The sequence below is a fragment of the Alcaligenes sp. CHO6 genome, from assembly GCF_037120595.1.
Classification (GTDB): domain Bacteria; phylum Pseudomonadota; class Gammaproteobacteria; order Burkholderiales; family Burkholderiaceae_B; genus Alcaligenes; species Alcaligenes ammonioxydans.
In genome coordinates this window covers 193,999-211,008 of record NZ_JBANCI010000002.1, presented here as the reverse complement: position 1 = coordinate 211,008, position 17,010 = coordinate 193,999, and the positions used below count along the sequence as shown (strand labels likewise).

General features: G+C 59.3%; 16 protein-coding genes. 4 read left to right on the top strand and 12 right to left on the bottom strand.

Features of this window, described 5'->3' with window-relative positions; all coding sequences use genetic code 11:
• The first annotated feature begins 10 nt into the window (after window positions 1-10).
• Entirely contained in the window at window positions 11-1,411 is a 1,401-nt protein-coding gene (locus tag V6936_RS08965) for an efflux transporter outer membrane subunit (RefSeq protein WP_336579747.1), read from the top strand.
• On the opposite strand, the gene V6936_RS08960 is transcribed toward V6936_RS08965, so the two are convergent.
• From V6936_RS08960 to V6936_RS08935, 6 genes are all read right to left on the bottom strand, one after another.
• Window positions 1,364-2,128, bottom strand: coding sequence for a glucosamine-6-phosphate deaminase (locus V6936_RS08960; protein ID WP_003802691.1), 765 nt, complete (start codon window positions 2,126-2,128; stop codon window positions 1,364-1,366). The genes V6936_RS08965 and V6936_RS08960 overlap by 48 nt on opposite strands.
• 133 nt (window positions 2,129-2,261) lie before the next feature.
• Window positions 2,262-4,106, bottom strand: coding sequence for an ABC transporter ATP-binding protein (locus V6936_RS08955; RefSeq protein WP_003802689.1), 1,845 nt, complete (start codon window positions 4,104-4,106; stop codon window positions 2,262-2,264).
• Between the two features lie 410 nt (window positions 4,107-4,516).
• Window positions 4,517-6,124 carry a gamma-glutamyltransferase family protein gene (locus V6936_RS08950; RefSeq protein WP_240209035.1) on the bottom strand — a complete coding sequence of 536 codons (1,608 nt, stop codon included), beginning with the start codon at window positions 6,122-6,124 and terminating at the stop codon, window positions 4,517-4,519.
• Window positions 6,121-7,137 carry a Bug family tripartite tricarboxylate transporter substrate binding protein gene (locus tag V6936_RS08945; RefSeq protein ID WP_059318742.1) on the bottom strand — a complete coding sequence of 339 codons (1,017 nt, stop codon included), beginning with the start codon at window positions 7,135-7,137 and terminating at the stop codon, window positions 6,121-6,123. Before V6936_RS08945 ends, V6936_RS08950 begins: the two co-directional genes overlap by 4 nt.
• A gap of 90 nt (window positions 7,138-7,227) precedes the next feature.
• A complete protein-coding gene (locus tag V6936_RS08940; protein WP_131071372.1) occupies window positions 7,228-8,139 on the bottom strand; it encodes a LysR substrate-binding domain-containing protein in 912 nt (303 codons plus the stop codon).
• The gene (locus V6936_RS08935) at window positions 8,136-9,134 is read right to left on the bottom strand and encodes an MsnO8 family LLM class oxidoreductase (RefSeq protein WP_059318744.1); all 999 of its coding nucleotides are present in this window, start codon (window positions 9,132-9,134) and stop codon (window positions 8,136-8,138) included. Before V6936_RS08935 ends, V6936_RS08940 begins: the two co-directional genes overlap by 4 nt.
• Before the next feature lie 88 nt (window positions 9,135-9,222).
• Between V6936_RS08935 and V6936_RS08930 the strand changes: the two genes are divergently transcribed.
• The 3 genes from V6936_RS08930 to V6936_RS08920 all read left to right on the top strand — a co-directional run bounded on the left by V6936_RS08930 (window position 9,223) and on the right by V6936_RS08920 (window position 12,314).
• Window positions 9,223-9,834: a class I SAM-dependent methyltransferase gene (locus tag V6936_RS08930; protein ID WP_059318745.1), complete on the top strand. Its 612-nt coding sequence runs from the start codon at window positions 9,223-9,225 to the stop codon at window positions 9,832-9,834.
• Window positions 9,835-10,360: 526 nt separating this feature from the next.
• A complete protein-coding gene (locus V6936_RS08925) occupies window positions 10,361-11,173 on the top strand; it encodes a mechanosensitive ion channel family protein (RefSeq protein ID WP_039943581.1) in 813 nt (270 codons plus the stop codon).
• A 208-nt stretch (window positions 11,174-11,381) separates the two neighbouring features.
• Window positions 11,382-12,314, top strand: coding sequence for a LysR substrate-binding domain-containing protein (locus V6936_RS08920; protein WP_059318812.1), 933 nt, complete (start codon window positions 11,382-11,384; stop codon window positions 12,312-12,314).
• Window positions 12,315-12,436: 122 nt separating this feature from the next.
• On the opposite strand, the gene V6936_RS08915 is transcribed toward V6936_RS08920, so the two are convergent.
• Genes V6936_RS08915 through mdcC form a run of 6 tightly spaced genes read right to left on the bottom strand, consistent with a single transcriptional unit; the run spans window position 12,437 to window position 16,981 of the window.
• Complete coding sequence (locus tag V6936_RS08915; protein ID WP_336579744.1) at window positions 12,437-13,363, bottom strand: acyltransferase domain-containing protein; 927 nt, start codon at window positions 13,361-13,363, stop codon at window positions 12,437-12,439.
• A gap of 2 nt (window positions 13,364-13,365) precedes the next feature.
• Window positions 13,366-14,328 carry a triphosphoribosyl-dephospho-CoA synthase gene (locus V6936_RS08910; protein ID WP_336579743.1) on the bottom strand — a complete coding sequence of 321 codons (963 nt, stop codon included), beginning with the start codon at window positions 14,326-14,328 and terminating at the stop codon, window positions 13,366-13,368.
• Complete coding sequence (mdcG, locus tag V6936_RS08905; RefSeq protein ID WP_336579742.1) at window positions 14,318-15,022, bottom strand: malonate decarboxylase holo-[acyl-carrier-protein] synthase; 705 nt, start codon at window positions 15,020-15,022, stop codon at window positions 14,318-14,320. The genes V6936_RS08910 and mdcG overlap by 11 nt, the downstream gene beginning before the upstream one ends.
• Window positions 15,022-15,735 carry a biotin-independent malonate decarboxylase subunit gamma gene (gene mdcE, locus V6936_RS08900; RefSeq protein WP_059318748.1) on the bottom strand — a complete coding sequence of 238 codons (714 nt, stop codon included), beginning with the start codon at window positions 15,733-15,735 and terminating at the stop codon, window positions 15,022-15,024. Before mdcE ends, mdcG begins: the two co-directional genes overlap by 1 nt.
• Complete coding sequence (locus tag V6936_RS08895) at window positions 15,732-16,634, bottom strand: biotin-independent malonate decarboxylase subunit beta (protein ID WP_003802667.1); 903 nt, start codon at window positions 16,632-16,634, stop codon at window positions 15,732-15,734. Before V6936_RS08895 ends, mdcE begins: the two co-directional genes overlap by 4 nt.
• The gene (mdcC, locus tag V6936_RS08890) at window positions 16,631-16,981 is read right to left on the bottom strand and encodes a malonate decarboxylase acyl carrier protein (protein ID WP_003802665.1); all 351 of its coding nucleotides are present in this window, start codon (window positions 16,979-16,981) and stop codon (window positions 16,631-16,633) included. Before mdcC ends, V6936_RS08895 begins: the two co-directional genes overlap by 4 nt.
• Window positions 16,982-17,010: the final 29 nt, after the last annotated feature.

The following is a 17,010-nucleotide window of genomic DNA, read 5'->3' as shown; positions in this document are numbered from 1 at the left end:
AGCAGGGGTCATGAGCACGCTTGTGCTGCAGGCTTGCAGCTCCTTGTCCTCCGACCTGGACAAAGCCCCACCGACGCTGCCCCAGGCGTATCAACAGCAGGCCAAGGCGACACCCAGCCCTGTACCGGCTCAGGTAGAGCTGCAGTGGTGGCGTGCCTATAACAGCCCCGCCTTGAACAGCCTGATGCAGGAAGCCTTGAAGGATGTGGCGCTGCTGCGTCGGGCCCAGGCCCGGATCTTGCAGGCGCAGGCCCAGGCACGCATTACCGGAGCCAGTTTGCTGCCGGAATTGCAGGGCAATCTGTCTGCGCAACGAGAGGCGCCGGTTTCTTCGTCTCATGGTGAGTCCCGCTCGCACTATGTGACTGGTGTATTCATGAGTTATGAGCTCGATGTGTGGGGGCGCCATCGGGCCCAGGCCGACAGCGCTGTATTCCTGGCTCAGGCGGCGAACTACGAGCTGGATGTGCTGCGTGTCAGCGTGCAGGCGCAGGTGGTGCATTTAAGCCTGCAAGCCTTGGGTGATAAACAGCGGGTGGCAATTGCGCGACAAAACCTGGCTGTTGCACAACGCTTGCTGCGTTTGCTGGAAGCCCGCTTGCAGGCAGGGGCGGCATCTCCTTTGGAGCTGGCACAGCAGCGTCAGTTGCTGGCTGTGCAACAGCGCAAATGGTTGGTGATTGAAGAACAGGCGATTCGCACGCGGGTGGAGTTGGCGACTTTGTTGGGTCGTACTGAAATCCTGCCCGAGCCGCAGGAAGACATTGCCAATTTGCAGGTGCCAGAGCTGGAGGCGGGTTTGCCTTCACAGTTGCTATCGCAACGCCCAGATATTGCGCGCATGGAGGCCCAGTTGTCGGCGGCTCATGCCGATGTGCAGGTGGCTCGCGCTGCCATGTTCCCCAGCCTGACCTTGGGGGCCCGGGCAGGAGCATCGGCTAATCATTGGGAAGAAAGCGTGCGCCATCCGGTCTACAGTCTGATCAGCGGGCTGGTGGCTCCCATCTTCAATGCGGGTCGACTGCAGGCAGACAAGGATTTGAACGAGGCCCGTTTACAGGAATGGCTGGCACAGTATCGCCAGACCATTGTGCAGGCCTATATGGAGGTCGAGGGTGTGCTGGCACAGCTGCAGAGCCTGGATGCCCAGGCACAGACCATGGAACGGGAGTGGGAGCAAGCCAAGCTGGCGTTTCAACTGGCCGAAGCACGTTATCGCTCCGGCTCGGAAACCTTGCTGTCTTTACTGGATGCGCAGCGTACCTTGTACGCCGCTCAGGATGTGCGCGTCAGCTTGCTGCAATCGCGTTTGCAGTCCCGCGCCGCGCTCTTTCGAGCGCTGGGCGGGGGTTGGCAAGCTGGCTCAGGCGGCCTGGCTGATCAGGGGACGGTGGCACAGGCTGGGGTCTAACAGGCTGGCTGCCGCCTCGTCGAGCAGGATATGGGTGTTGGCGTGTTGCTTCAAGGCGGTGAAAGGCAGTTCGGGTGTGATGCCGCCTTGCTGGTAATTGAGCATGGTGCGCGCCTTGTGCTCGCCCGTCACTACCAGGGCAATTTCACGGGCGCTCAGAATATCGGCAATCCCCATGGTGATGGCCGAGGCCGGCACTTCGTCCATGGAGTCAAAAAAACGGCTGTTGTCGATACGGGTCCGCTCGGACAGGGCCACCACATGGGTGTGGCTGTCAAACGGCGTGCCCGGCTCGTTAAAACCGATATGACCGTTGGTGCCTACGCCCAGCAGTTGCAAGGCAACGCCGCCGCTGGCAGCAATCGCTGCGGAGTATTGCTGGCAGTGCTGTTCCAGTTCGGTGGCCAGGCCATTGGGCAGATGCAGACGTGTCGCATCAAAAGGCAGTTGGTCAAACAGGTGCTGGCGCATGTAGTAAGCGTAGCTTTGCTCGTGCGTCGCAGACAGGCCTACATATTCATCCAGATTGAAGCTGCTGATACCCGACACATCCAGCCCGTTGGTGCGTACATCCTGTACGAAACGTGCATAAATGGGCTCCATCGTTCCCCCGGTGGCCAGACCCAGCGTCGCTTGCGGGTCCTGACGGATAATATCCTGAAGGCGGGTGCTCAGGTGTGCTGCAATTGCTGCCGAATCGGGGAAGACTAAAAACATAATCTTGTTCTTCGTAGGGGCGGATTAAGTTGAAAAAAAACTTCGCCGCAAGTACGGCGAAGTTTGATATTCCGAAATTCTAATGGGACAACGATGTAACGTCAGTTTTTTTTTTGCAAGCAAGTGACACCTTTTAATCATCCTGCTGGCGACTCTCCCCCAGAAACCCTCCGCTTTGATGTGTCCACAAACGAGCGTACAGGCCTCCCTTTTGCAGCAGCTCCTGGTGGCTGCCCTGTTCGATGATGCGACCCTGATCCAGCACGATCAGTCGGTCCAGCGCCGCAATGGTAGACAGGCGGTGGGCAATGGCGATCACCGTCTTGCCGTGCATCAGGGTATTGAGGCTTTCCTGAATCGCCGCTTCTACCTCGGAATCCAGGGCGCTGGTGGCTTCATCCAGTAACAGGATGGGTGCGTCTTTGAGCATGACCCGGGCAATGGCGACGCGCTGCCGCTGGCCACCGGACAGTTTCACACCGCGTTCGCCTACATGGGCGTCCAGACCCTGACGACCTTCACGGTCATGCAGCTGCGAGATGAAGTCGGCCGCGGCTGCACGTTCTACCGCCTTGTGCAGGAGCTCGTCGCTGGCCTCAGGGCGGCCATACAAAATGTTGTCGCGCATGGAACGGTGCAGCAGGGAAGTGTCCTGCGTGACCATGCCAATGGCGGCCCGCAGGCTGTCTTGCGTGACGTGGGCGATGTCCTGGCCGTCAATGCGGATGGTGCCGCTGTCCACATCATGAAACCGTAATAGCAGATTGACCAGGGTGGATTTGCCTGCGCCAGAACGCCCGATCAGGCCTACCCGTTCGCCTGGCTGGATCACCAGATTGAGCTTGTCAATCACCTGGCGGCTTTTATCGCGGTAGGCAAAGCTGACATCCTGAAACTCGATTCGGCCTTGCCCGATCCGCAAGGGCTTGGCATCGGGCGCATCTACCACCGTGGGCTTTTGCGTCAAGGTATTGATGCCGTCCTGAATCGTGCCCACGTTCTCGAACAGGTTGGTCAGCTCCCACATGAGCCAGTGTGAATGCCCCGAAAGGCGCAAAGCCATGGCGATGACAGCCGCCACCACACCCGCGCTGGACTGGTCTATCGACCACAGGTAAAGGGCCAGGCCCGCCGAGCTGATCAGCAAGAGGGTGGCCAGCACATGGTTGCTCACCTCAAACAGGCTGATCAGGCGCATCTGGGCGTGGCCGGTTTCCTGGAAACGACGCATCGCGTTTTTGGCATGGTCCGCTTCGCGGCGCGTATGGGCAAACAGCTTGACGGTGTTGATGTTGGTGTAGGCGTCGGTGATGCGTCCTGTCATCAGCGCTCGGGCATCAGCCTGCTCGGCGCCCACTTTACCCAGGCGGGGTACAAAAAACACACAGGCCAGTGCATAGCCCACCAGCCAGAACAGGAAGGGCAGAATCAGCAGACGGTCAAAACTGCCGGCCAGAATCAAAATGCCGATCAGGTAGGCGCTCATGCCCACGACCACTTCCACAGCCATGAACAGGGTCTCACGCACTGCCAGAGCGGTTTGCATGATTTTGGTCGTGATGCGACCTGCAAATTCGTCCGCGTAAAAGGACATGCTCTGGTTAAGCATCAGCTTATGAAACAGCCAGCGCAGGCGCATGGGAAAGTTGATGGCCAGCACCTGATGCATGACTACGGTATGCAGACTGATCAGGACCACGCTGCTCAGCAGGATGGCGGCAATGCCCAGAAGCGTGCTGCCGTGCTGGTTCCAGAACTGGGCCGGTTCGATGGAGGGCAGCCAGTCCACGATATAGCTGAGCAGGGCAAACAGCATGGCCTCGTAGGCCGATAAGCCGATCGAGGTCAGCGTCATCAAGCCAATCCAGGCGCGGGAATGTTTCGTGCAGGCCCAGATGAAGGGGAAAAATCCTTTTGGGGGCGGGGCGACCTGCTGTTCGGGATAGGGATTTAATCGACGTTCAAAAAATGACAGCACCGAAGGGGCTCCAGCGGACGGCTTCAGGGATGACAAGCCGTTTGGACAGATGAAAAGCCGCCCTTTGGGTAAGAGGGCGGCGATTTTTTGATGGTACAGCAGTCATTCTGTGTCACGGATGAAAACCTGATAAAAACACAGTTTTTGTGTCCGGGGGGTGTCAGATCTTGACCACGGTGTACGTTTTTCTGATGGGTGGTGCGTGAGCCCGCTTGGGTAGTGAGTGGCTGCTTGCCGAGCCTTGCGGGGTGTTGTGGGAGGCCGAAGGGATAGGGTCTTGACGCAGGTAGCCCTGCTCCGGTCTGCGGTTTGACGAATGAGAGACGAAGACCAAGCGGGGTTTGGGGTCTGAATAAGATCATCCAGACCCCAATCAGAGAGCGGTTGCGCGCTCTGGCAGGGAGGTGGACTTAGTAGGCCACCACCTGGCCGTCTTTACGCGGGTCGGAGCCGCCCACGTAGTGATTGCCCTGACGCAGAATCAACTGCGCACCGCCAAAGGCAAAGACACCACTGCCTGGTTCGACCAGCACCTCATGACCACGTTCACGCAGAGCTTGAACCAAAGCGGGATCGAATGTGGGTTCCACCGCCACGCCTCGCCCACCGGTGACGCGCCAGCGAGGCGCATCGGCTGCGGCTTGCGGATTCTGGCCGTACAGCAAGACCCGTAAGGCCATTTGCATGTGGCCTTGGGACTGGAAGGGGCCGCCCATCACGCCAAAGGACATTTGTGGCGTGCCGTCGGCATTCATGGCAAAGGCTGGAATGATGGTGTGCGAGGGGCGCTTGCCACCGGCAACCTGATTCACGTGTCCAGGGCGCAGGCTAAACCCATGGCCTCGGTTCTGCAGGCTGATGCCGGTACCTGGCACGACTACGCCGGACCCAAAACCCATGTAGTTGGACTGGATCAGGGAGACCATCATGCCGCTGGAGTCCGCGGCGGTGACATAGACTGTGCCAGAGGGACCGGGCAGGCCATGCTTGGGGTCCCCTGCCCGGTCCATTTGAATCAGGGCAGCACGCTCGCGCAGATAGGCCGGGTCCAGCAAATGCTCTGGATGATGAATCATGTGCTCCAGATCTGCGTGGTGTTCGTATAGATCGGCAAAGGCCAGTTTCATGGCCTCAATGCTCAAATGCACCGTGTCAATGTGATCCAGTGGCTGCTGACCGATGCCTGCCTGCTCCATGATGCCCAGCGCCATCAGCGCGGCAAGGCCTTGGCCGTTCGGTGGAATTTCATGAATGACGGATTGCGCAAACGGATGGCTGATGGTGCCGCACCAGTGGGCACGGTGCTCGGCCAGATCCTGTTCGTCCATGGCGCCGCCATGCTGGCGGGAAAAGTCGGCAATGCGTTTGGCCAGCTCGCCGGTATAGAAGTCCCGACCCTGGGTGGCGGCAATACGCTCCAGCGTGTTGGCCTGGTCCGGATTCTGGTACCACTGTCCGGCAACGGGGGCTTTGCCATCGCGTAAAAAAGCCTCGGCAAAACCGGGCTGATCGCCCAGGCGTTGACGGCCCAGTTCCCACAAGCGGGCAATCACGGGTGAGACAGGAAAGCCGTCACGGGCATAATGAATCGCCGGGGCGGCAACCTGCTCCAGGCTCAGGCGCCCTAGCTTGCTGGACAGCTCGGCCCAGGCAGAGACGGCACCGGGCACGGAGACGCTTTCCCAGCCTTTGTCGGGCATGGCCGTGTGGTCTTTGAATCGATCCGGCGACCAGCCTCGGGGCGAACGTCCGGAAGCGTTCAGGCCATGCAGTTCTTTGCCGTCCCAGACGATGGCAAAGGCGTCACTGCCTATGCCACAACCAGTGGGTTCCACCACGGTCAGGGTAATGGCGGCAGCCAGAGCCGCATCGACCGCGTTGCCCCCGGCTTGCAACATGCGCAGTCCTGCTTGCGCAGCCAGGGGATGGGAGGTGCTGACCATGTTCTGGCCAAGTACGGCAGAGCGGGCGGACGGGTAAGGGTTGTGCCAGTCCATGCCTTTGTCAGTGGTATTCATTGAATCTGTATTCCAGTCAATTTAATCAGGCTTTGCCAGCGTGCGCTGTCTTCGCGTACCAGGGCAATAAAATCTTCCCGGCTGGTGCTGCGAGGTTGGTCCACGCCTAGGGTTTGCAGGCGCGAGCGCACGTTGGGGTCCTGAATGGCATGTGCAAAAGCTTGATAGGCTTTATCACGGATGTCGTCGGGCAGGCCTGCCGGTGCATACAGCCCGAACCAGGTTACCGACTCGTAGCCCGGCAGCCCCGACTCCTGAAAGGTGGGTAAATCGGGAGCCAGCGGCGAGCGCTGTGGACCGGTGACGGCCAGAGCGCGCAACTGACCACTTTTCACATAGGGCATCCCCGTGGGGATCGCATCCAGTAAAACATGGATGGAGCCACCCAGCATATCGTTAATGCCCTGACCGGTGCCACGGTAAGGAACGTGGGACATGACGATATTGGCCTGATTCAAGAAGGCTTCGGTGCCCAGATGCACAATCGTGCCGTTGCCGCTGCTGGCGTAGTTCAACTCATCAGGATGGGCGCGGGCGTAATCAATCAGCTCTGGCAGCGTTTGTGCGGGTACGGACGGGTTCACCAATAAGACGCTGGCGGCATCGCCCAAGTGGGCGATGGGCGTGAAGTCTTTCTCTGCATCGTAGGGCAGGGACTTGTACAGGTGCGGAGCAATCGCGTGGGTGCTGCTGGTGGTGAACAAGAGGGTGTAGCCATCGGGCTTGCTGCGGGCTACCTCGCCAGAGCCAATGGTCCCGCCTGCGCCCGTTCGATTGTCCACCACAATGTTGGTGTTCAGCTCTTTGGCGGCGCTCTCGGCAATCAGGCGGCTGATGACATCGGTGGCGCCCCCCGTGGGGAAAGGCACAATCAGGCGAATGGGGCGCTCGGGCCAATCACTGGCGTGCGCGACCAGGGCGCTGCTCGCCAACAGGGCGCCTGCAAAAGACTGGACAAGCCGCCGCCAGGAACGGCGCGGCGCGGGTAAGGGTTCGGTGCTGGGTCGGGTCATGGCTATCTCCTCAATCAAGAGATGATAGGAAAGGCGATGATGCCGAACCAGCAACAAATAAGCAGGCCAGCGTTGCTGTTTCGGCAAGCCTTAGGGCGCGATTTCAAGCTGTGGCAGCAACTCATCCAGAAAGCGGCGAACAATAGAGGGCAAGCGGCGGCCAGCCAGGGCCTGCACTTCAATTTGACGGTTCAGCAAGCCGCGTTCATGGATGAAACTGGCTTGCAGCAAACCTTGCTCAATCAGGTGACGCGCCGAGAGCAAAGCCGACACGGTCACGCCTGCGCCGGACAAGGCAAATTGATGCAGAGACTGCATGTGGTTGCTGCTGAATACGGGGTCCAGGCTGAGGTTTTGCGCGCTGCATGCCACGTCCATCATTTGCCGCACTGTGGTGTCGGGCCCGGGCAAGGCCAAAGGGTGGGCCAGAAGGCTTTTCAGACTGATGCGTTCTGTCCGGGTGACCGGGTGCCCGGGAACGGCCAGGGCCATGACAGGGGCATCGCGTCGAAACAGCGTTTTAATATCTTTCTCGGCCGTCTGCGTAAATTTGATGCCGATATCAATTTGCCCGCTCAGGAGCAGCATGGTGATACGTTGTGGGGGCAACACGTCCAGCTGAAAACGTATGCCTTGATGCTTTTCACGGAATTGCGCGATGCATTGAGGCAGGAGCTGAGCGGCCAGTCCTTCAGAGGACGCAATCCGTATCAGGCCGGTTTGCAGGCCTTGCAGGGCGGCAATATCGTGCAGGGTACGCTCGGCGTCCAGAGCACTGCGGCGGGCATGAGCCAGCAAAAGCTCGCCCGCCGCTGTCAGGCTCATGCCACGGGCATGGCGTTCGAACAGGGCCATGCCCAGGTTTGTTTCCAGCCCGCTGATCTGACGGCTGATGGCCGAGGTGGCGACATACAGATTGCTGGCCGCCTGCGAGATAGAGCCACAGCGCGCCACTTCCTGAAAGTAGCGCAGTGCGGTCTCTTGGAGATGACGTGGGTTCATCCCAGACTGCCGCGCAACTGGGCGGCAATCTCGTAGGAGCGCAAGCGCTTGTTGTGGTCAAAGATATTGGCGTTGATCATCAGCTCGTTGGCGCCCGTCAGTTCGATGAAACCTTTCATCTGTTCAAGCACTTGCGCTGGATTGCCAATGGCCGTACAGCTGAGCAGGGAGTCCAGAAGATGCTGTGCGGGTGGGCTGCATTGCTCGTAGTAGTCACGCACGGGCGGCGGCAACTGGCCCGGACGACCGCTGCGCAGGTTCACAAAAGACTGCTGCCAGGAGGAGGCCAGCAACTTGGCTTCGTCTTCGGTGTCGGCGGCAAAGACGTTGTAGCCCAGCATGATGTACGGTTTCTCCAGATGGATCGACGGCTGGAACTGACGGCGGTAAACCTCAATAGCATCCATCAACTGGGCAGGTGCAAAATGCGACGCAAAGGCATAGGGCAAACCCAGCGCGGCCGCCAACTGAGCACCAAACAGGCTGGAGCCCAGAATCCAGACCGGCACGTTCAGGCCACGACCGGGCACGGCCATGATGCGGTTGCGGGGCTCGTCAGACATGTAGTCCATCAGCTCGAGCACATCGCGAGGGAACTGGTCCGGGTCGCTGCTCAGATTGCGGCGCAAGGCGCGAGCGGTTTCGGGGTCTGAGCCGGGCGCGCGGCCCAGGCCCAGATCAATCCGGCCCGGGTACAGGCTGGCCAAGGTCCCAAACTGTTCGGCGATCACCAGCGGAGAGTGATTGGGCAACATGATGCCGCCAGCCCCGACCCGAATGCGGCTGGTCTGGCCGGCAATATGGCCGATCAGTACCGCCGTAGCGGCGCTGGCGATACCGGGCATGCCGTGGTGTTCAGCCAGCCAGTAACGGTGATAGCCCCACTGCTCGGCATGGCGGGCAAGATCGGCAGAACTGCGGAAAGACTGCGCTGCAGTGGAGCCCTGCACAATAGGGGACAGGTCTAGGACGGAGAGCGGATAGCTTGGCTTCATGGCATCAGATTCAAATTGGACTCAGGATATAGTCGATCCATCGTTAGGTAGCGTCAAGTAAACCCATAACACAGGCAAGGATGTTCAGATGAAAGAGACCAGTCGTCGCACCGTCAATCATTATCAGGACCATGCGCAGGCGTACCGTGATGGCACCTGGGACCATGATGTCAGCCAGAACCGGGACGCTTTGCTGGCCGCCATCGGCGCAGCCGGGCCGGTGGATATTCTGGATCTGGGTTGTGGACCCGGCCGTGATCTGGTGGCATTTCAGGCCATGGGTCACCGACCTGTGGGACTGGATGGGTGCGCCGCCTTTGTCGAGATGGCGCGCCAGCAAACCGGTCTGACGGTACTGCATCAGGATATCCTGGATTTGAAATTGCCCGCCGCCGCGTTTGACGGCGTGTTTGCCAATGCCGTGTTATTTCACATACCCAGTGCGCAGCTACCGGCTGTGCTGACAAGCTTGCGGCACAGTCTGCGACCCGGTGGCGTGCTGTTTTCTTCCAATCCGCGCGGTCAGGGGCAAGAAGGCTGGAATGGACAGCGCTATGGGTGTTACTACAGTTGGGAGCAGTGGGCGCAGCGCCTGGAGCATGCAGGTTTTGAGTATATCCATCACTTTTACCGCCCCACGGACAAGCCGCCTCAGGAGCAACATTGGCTGGCGTCTTTGTGGCGCGTGCCGGTCTCCTAAGCAGCCAAATGGTGAATCCCTGACCTGGCTACCTATCTTTTTGTTTTGTAATGGGTTTTTTGGCTAATACAGGGGTTTTCCCTATTTTTATGCACATCTTTTGTGGATAAGCCGATCGATAGCATGAAGGACCAGGTCCGGGGAAAAAAATGGTAAAGAATTGTCGATTCTCTGATCGGGTTTGTTAAGCTGTTGAAATTATTGAAATAAATGCACTGATTCACGGTTTATCCTGTGACTTGTCCACATTTTATGGGGATAAGATTGCGGGTGTTGAGGCATTTGGCCGTTTTCTGCTCGCCCGTTTTAAGTGGCTGATACTACGAACGGTTTTTCTGATTTGCCCAGTTTTTCCTATGAGCTATCCACAGTTTTCGTGGATAAGATCACGCGTTTGAGCAGCTTGGGTTCCCCTCAGTCTCAAGGCTATGATGCACACGAGCAATGTTGACCTTTAGCGGCCAGTCCCTTCGGTTCTTTGCCATTTTCTTCAGGAGAGTGAAACGTGGAAAAATTGCAAGTCTGGATGACAGAATTTCCCGCTGTGGTCGCGATTGGGCTTAACGTCGTGATCGCGTTGTTGATTCTGATTATTGGCTGGTGGCTGTCAGCCGTTGCCGGCCGGGCCATCAAGCGAATGGCAGCCAGCTCCCCCCGTGTGGACCCCACCATCGTGCCTATGGCCCAGTCGGTCACGGTCTGGACGATCCGTATTTTTGTACTGATTGCGGTGCTGGCACGCTTTGGCGTCCAGACAGCCAGCATTATTGCGGTGCTGGGTGCGGCTGGCCTGGCAGTGGGTTTGGCCCTGCAGAACACCCTGCAAAACATTGCCGCTGGCATCATGTTGTTGATGCTGCGCCCTTTGCGTGCGGGTGAGTTCGTGTCGGTTGTGGGCAAAGGGGATGGTACGGTACAGGAAGTGGGCTTGTTCTTGACCCGCTTCGAGCAGGTCGATGGCATTCAGTTTACGTTGCCCAACAGTCTGATCTGGGGCAATCCCATCATCAATTACAGCCGCAATACGACTCGTCGTCTGGATTTTGGTGTGGGTGTCCGGTACGGTGACGACCTGGATCTGGCCTTGAAGTTGCTGCAAAACCTGCTGGACGAAAACGACAAGGTTTTGAAGGACCCGGCCCCTCAAGTGATGGTTATGGAGTACAAGGATAGCGTCATTACGGTCAATCTGCGTGCTTGGATCAGTGCCGCTGACTTCTGGGATACCCGCTTTCACTTGTTCCGTCGCGCGATTCAAGTGCTGAATGAAGCTGGTTTGCAAACCCCGGTTCCCGTACGGGAAATCGTGCAATCGGGCGGCGATAAAAAAGCGGCCTGAGCCGGATGGCCGCCGAGGCCGGATATCGAGCCGTTTCAGTGGTCAGGATAGCCACGTCTAGTGTGGTTGCAGATAGCAGCAAAAATGCCCCAAGCCTTGCGATCAGCAGCTTGGGGTTTTTTTTTCGGGTTAGCCTGCATTGGAGGCAGAGAGCGCTTCCTCCATACTGTACGCTTTGCCTGAACGCCACCCCTATCGCTCCCCCACGATGTTTCTGATCGACGAAAAAATTACGGTACGACGTTTGGAAGTTTTGTTGGCCTTTTTGGAGGCTGGCACGATTTCCCGTGCGGCGGACCAGTTGGGTACCAGTGCGGTCAGTGTTCATCGGGCATTGAAAAGCCTGGAAGAAGGCTTGCGGTGCCCCTTGTTCTTGCAGGAGGGGCGTAATCTGGTACCTCAGGACTCCGCCCGTGAGCTGGCCGAGGCAGCCAAAGAAACCATACGCACCTTGCAGCAGGGTATTGATGCCGCGCGTGAGGCCGGGGGCTACTCCTCGGATCAACTGCGCATTGGCTCCATGTATTCACTGACAATCCGGCTCGTTCCCCGTCTGTTGGTGGAGCTGAAGATACACAAGCCGTTGTTGCAGATCGATCTGGTGCTGGACTCCAATGAAAAGCTGCTGCAAAAGTTGCGCAGTGGTCATATTGATGCCGCCCTGATCGAACTTCCGCAGGCCCAGCCTGATCTGGAGTTGCTGCCAATCTTTGATGACGAGCTGATGTTTGCCGCGCCGCTGGGCTGGCACGGTGCGCAAGGGTCGGTCGTGGATTTGGCGCGGTGTTCCAAAGAGCGTTTTGTATCGTTGAGCGATGATTTTGCCACTGGGCGTGATATGCAGCGCATGATGGCCAAGGCCGGGTTCGAGCCCGAGATTGTGATGCGTACCGGCGACATCTTTTCGTTGATGAGTCTTATCAGCGGCGGGGTGGGATGCTCTCTATTGCCTGCCCGTGCCAAAGAGGTGTTTTCTGACAAGATCCAGTGGTTAAGCCTGGAGTGGCCGTATCGGCATTCGCAGCGGATTGGTCTGGTTTGCATGAAGTCGCGCGAACGCAGCCCCAATGTGTTGAGTGTGCTGCGGGCGTGCCGTATTGTGCGCAATCAACTGGAGAAAGAAGGGCACAAGCCGGTTTGATAGGAACGCGATGGCCTTGCTGGAGCTCGGTCAGGAGGGAGGGGCTGCCGCTTCCAGATGCTCAGCTCAAGCCCCCAGCGAGTCTGCCAGGGCAGGAGTACACCTGGTGCTGCAACTGACAGTCAGGCCCATCTGGACAGCCAGCGTTGCACGCCATCCAGGGTTTGGAATTCATCCACGCAGCGTGCAGGGATATCGGGATAGCGTTGGTTCCACAGGGTCGCCAGGCTGCGCCCTGGGCCGATTTCCAACACCACATCGGGCTGACGTTCTTCAATCTGTTCCATGCAGGCATCCCATTGCACGGTCTGCATCAGTTGCGCTGCCAAGGCGTGGGCCGCACTTGCCGCGCTGTGTACCCACACACCGGCATTGCTTGGCCAAGGCACATTGGGGGCCGCCAGCCCACTTTGGTTTAGCTGCTCGTGAAAGGCGTGAGCGGCGCTGCTCATCCAATGGGTATGGGATGCAATAGTCACGGCCAAGGGCGTGCAACGCGCCCCCTGTTCTTGAGCGAATGTTTCCAGGGCCGAAAGTTTGTCGCGTGGCCCCGCACAGACGGCGCTCTCGGGACCATTGCGTATGGCCAGGGCAGCGCCTTGTGCCTGGCACCATTGTTCAATTGACCGAATGGAAACCCCACTGATCGCCAGCATGCTGCTGTCTTGTCCGGCCCCGGCCTGATCCATGAGGGCGGCTCGTTGTCCGGCCAGTGTGACCGTGTCGCTGCTGGAGAGCACTCCCGCGACGCATGCAGCTGCCAGTTCGCCAATGCTGTAGCCAGCCACGGCAGCCAGACAAGGGCTGGGCGCCTGCAGGGCAGGGACTCGTTCCTGCAATTGCTGCCAGGCGGCCAAGGCGCAGGCTGTCAGGACGACCTGGGCATGGGCGTTGGTGCTCGCCCAATTGGCATCGCGCATGGCGCTGCGCCAATCGGCAACGTGTAACTGATCCTGCATCTGCAGCAGCAAGGGATGGGTCGGATTGAGCCAGGGCAGCATGTTCGCGTATTGCATGCCTTGCCCGGAAAACAGCAGGGCGATTTTCATGGTCAGACTCCAATAGGACGACGTTGGCGTGCACGGCCGGGAGCCGTGGCTTGCAGGCGGTCCAGCCAATAGCAGGCCGACAAGGTATCGGCAGCACCTCCAGGGGACAGACGGCGCTGCATAAAGGCGTGATGCAAGGTTTGGGCGCGTTGCACCGCATCCGGGGTAAATGCGCTGCCTGCGTGCAAATACTGTGCGGCGCAGCGGCGCGCGTAGTGCAGCCCCTCCAGTCCGCCACGATGGGCCAGATTGCTATCGTCAAGGACCGCCATCACCGAAAAGAAAGTATGCAAACCCACGGTCTGCAATTGCTGATCGGTAATAGGCGCGCTGTGCGGAGACAAGAGGTTGACAGCGGCTTGCCAGGCGGGCCAGGCCGTTTCAAACAAGGTGGGAAATCCTTGGGCGGCTTCCTGGTTCGCGCCCTGTAAACCATAGCGGCGTACCGCTTGTCCACCCGGCAGTGCGGACGAGGTTTGCTGGCTGCGGGCCTGTAAAGCTGCCCCCCATAATGTTTGAAGTTGGTCCCGAATCGTGGCGGGAGTCAGGGCGCGAAAAGGAAGGCAGGCGCCTGCGGCTGCACACAGCAGGCCGAGCATGAAGATGGCTCCACGGTGCGTATTGATGCCGGCGGTTGCCGCCTGCATGCGAGCCTCCGCTGCCATCCCGCGAGTTTGCAGTTGGCAAAAGGGAGCACGCTGTTGGCCCAGGGCTGCCATGTCAGAAAAATAGTGGCGCAGAGCGAACAGACTGCGGTAGAAGGTGCTGGCGTCCATATCGTCATGGCTGCCGCTGTCGAGCAAGGAAACCAGTCCCGGCTTGGGGGCCAGAATCAGCTCGTCATACAGCGCCAGAACAGCCGCCCGGCCTATGTCCGCACAACGCCAGGAAGGGGATGGGTCCATGCGCTCAGGGGGCGTCGGTGGGGGCGCCCATACCCTTGTTTCAATGGCATCAAGCAGCATGAGAAGACTCCAGGGCAGGGGCGTGCTCAGGCCAGTCCGAGTGCGCCTGAATACGTAAACCATGCGTGTGTTTGATCATGACTTTGCTGCTGGCACCACTGCGCCATTGCTGCCATTCACGCCAGGCGATGGCGGCGTCATCCGGAAACAGCAGCTCGCCATCCAGACGGGGCAAACCCGGCCATTCGCTGGCCGCATGCAAGAGCTGCACCAGACGATCGGCCTGCGTGGCGCACTGCACGGGCAGCAGCAAATCCAGGTCCGAGCCTTCACGCACATAACCTTGCCCCGTGATCAGCTCCCAGCCATAACTGCCATAAACCTGAGCTGTGCAGCCGTGTGCCTGCATCTGCTGGCATAAGCTCAGCCAGTCTTGCGCCAAGGAAACCAGCAGCAAGGTTTGGGCTTCATGGGCAGGGGGGAAACTGCCCCAGGCCAGGCTCCGCGCCTGGGGAACAATCAGGGACAGACGTTGCCGTCCCCAATCGGTCGGTAACGGAATGCCCACTTGCAGCTGCCCGTGACGCAGTTCACCTGGCTGACGGCTGACTACCAGCGGCCAGCCTCGGGCCTGCCATTGCTGCAGGCTCAGACTGGCGTGGCTGCTTGGCTCCAGATCCGCCAGCACCTGATCCCAGGCTGGGCTGTCCAGCGTAATCAGATGGTGACGGCGAGCGGGCAGTGGTGCGGTCATCAGGATGCCTGCAAGACTTGGTCAATGATCTGGGCCGCCAGACGGCGACCACCGCGTTGGGCGCCATCACTGGCACGGCGATCCTGGTGATCGGACTGGGCCAGTGCCGCACGCAATGACGCACGCAGATGCTCAGGCGAACGGTTGTCCCAGACAGCCTGAATACCCCCCATGGCCACATAGTTGTCTACGCCGGGCGCAAAAACCGGATTGGACTGTGCCAGTTCTTCCAGCAGGGCTTCGGGCAGCTTGGTGACGCGGGCCATGGCGGGAATGCGCATGACGCGAATCTCGGCCTCGGGTACGGCATAGCAGGCGTCGGCAATCAGCCCGGAGGTGATGAATCCGCCTGAAAGTGCCTGGTCATAGACCAGTCCAATGACTTTGTGACCTTTGCGTCGGGCCAGATCCAGACACATGCCCAAATGGGCCATGGCGCGGTTGATACCCAGCAGCTCATCGCGGCGGCGCAGTTGCTGGCCTTGGGTATCGACCAAGAGCAGCAGACTGCGGCCAGGATGGTGCCTGATGGTGTCCAGCACCGCCTGAGCCTGGGTCAAAGCCAGGGATACGCCAATAGGCGCGTGTTCGGTGGTTCCAATAACGTTCAGTGTTTGACCCTCAAATTCGGCTGTCCCCTGTAAAAATAAATCCTGTTCGGTGATGGTGTGCTGCGTATCGAACAGCGATTTCACCAGTGCTTCCCATTTCATGACAGCGCCTCCTGGCTGCGTAATGCTTTGACGGCCGCGGCATCCATCTGCCCGACTTGATCGCTGTGCTTCAAACCCAGCGCCTGCCATAAGTGGCGAGCCTGGTTCTCCGTGTGCTCCCATTGTTCGACAGGCAGCAAGGCGGTGCGATGGGCCAGCATCTGGTGTTCCTGTTCCAGTTCTTCCACGGTGACGGGGCCACGGGCTGGTTTTTTCAATCCTTGCACGGCGGCAGCACGGAAAGCTGTCACAGTGTCAGGCACAAGGTCGTCGCAATCGGCGGTCAGCCAGCGATGTTTCCCGCCACTGGTCTGCCAGACCAGCGCACGGTCTTTGGAGTCGTATTCCTCCACACCGTGTGAAGCTTCAATGACTTCGGGGCCGGACATGGCCAGACGGCCTACATCACTCATGATGAGGTGATTGGTGCAGCGAGCCACTATGCCCATGCCGCCAAAACAACCGTTTTGCCCGCCTACCAGGGCAATCACCGGCACCCCGGCATTGCGGGTATCCAGCAGGGCGCGCATCACTTCCGACACGGCGATCAAACCCGCATTGGCTTCGTGCAAGCGCACACCGCCGGACTCCAGTAGCAGCACCACGCCAGCAGGGCGGTCGATCATGGCACGACGCAGCAGGCCCACCAGCTTGGCGCCGTGGACTTCGCCCACACCACCGCCCATGAACTCGCCTTCTTGCGCTGCCACATAAACGGTCTGCCCTTCCAGCAAGGCATGGCCGATGGCCACACCATCATCAAAAGATGAGGGGACGCCCAACTGAGCCAGGTGCGGGCTGCTGATGCGTTGCGCCGGGGGCAACCACTCATGAAAGCTGTTCGCGTCAAACAGAGTCTGGACGCGCTGGCGGGCAGAACATTCCAGATAACTGCTCATGACTGTGTTCCTTGTGCTTGGCTACGTGCCAGCGCTTCGCTGGCGGCCTGGTCCAGACGCAGGCTGACCACGGCCGGGGTGGCTCCCATATCGTTGATGTCAAAGTGAATGCCGGCCAGCGGATGACGCTGGTGAAAGTCCCGTACCACGGCATCCCAGATGGCGGAAAACCCTCGTGCTGAGGTATGAATGTGAATAGTGCAGTCGGGGCTGTCCTTGGGTTCGGCCAGTACTTCCAGATTGCCCGAACCCACGACGCCAATCAGCACGGGCTGGAATGGGCCAATGGGCTCTTGCCCCTGAAAACGGTAGGCCAGGGTCTCCAGGCCGTGAGGATGCTGAGTCATCGTGATCTCCTAATGCAAATAGCGGTGCG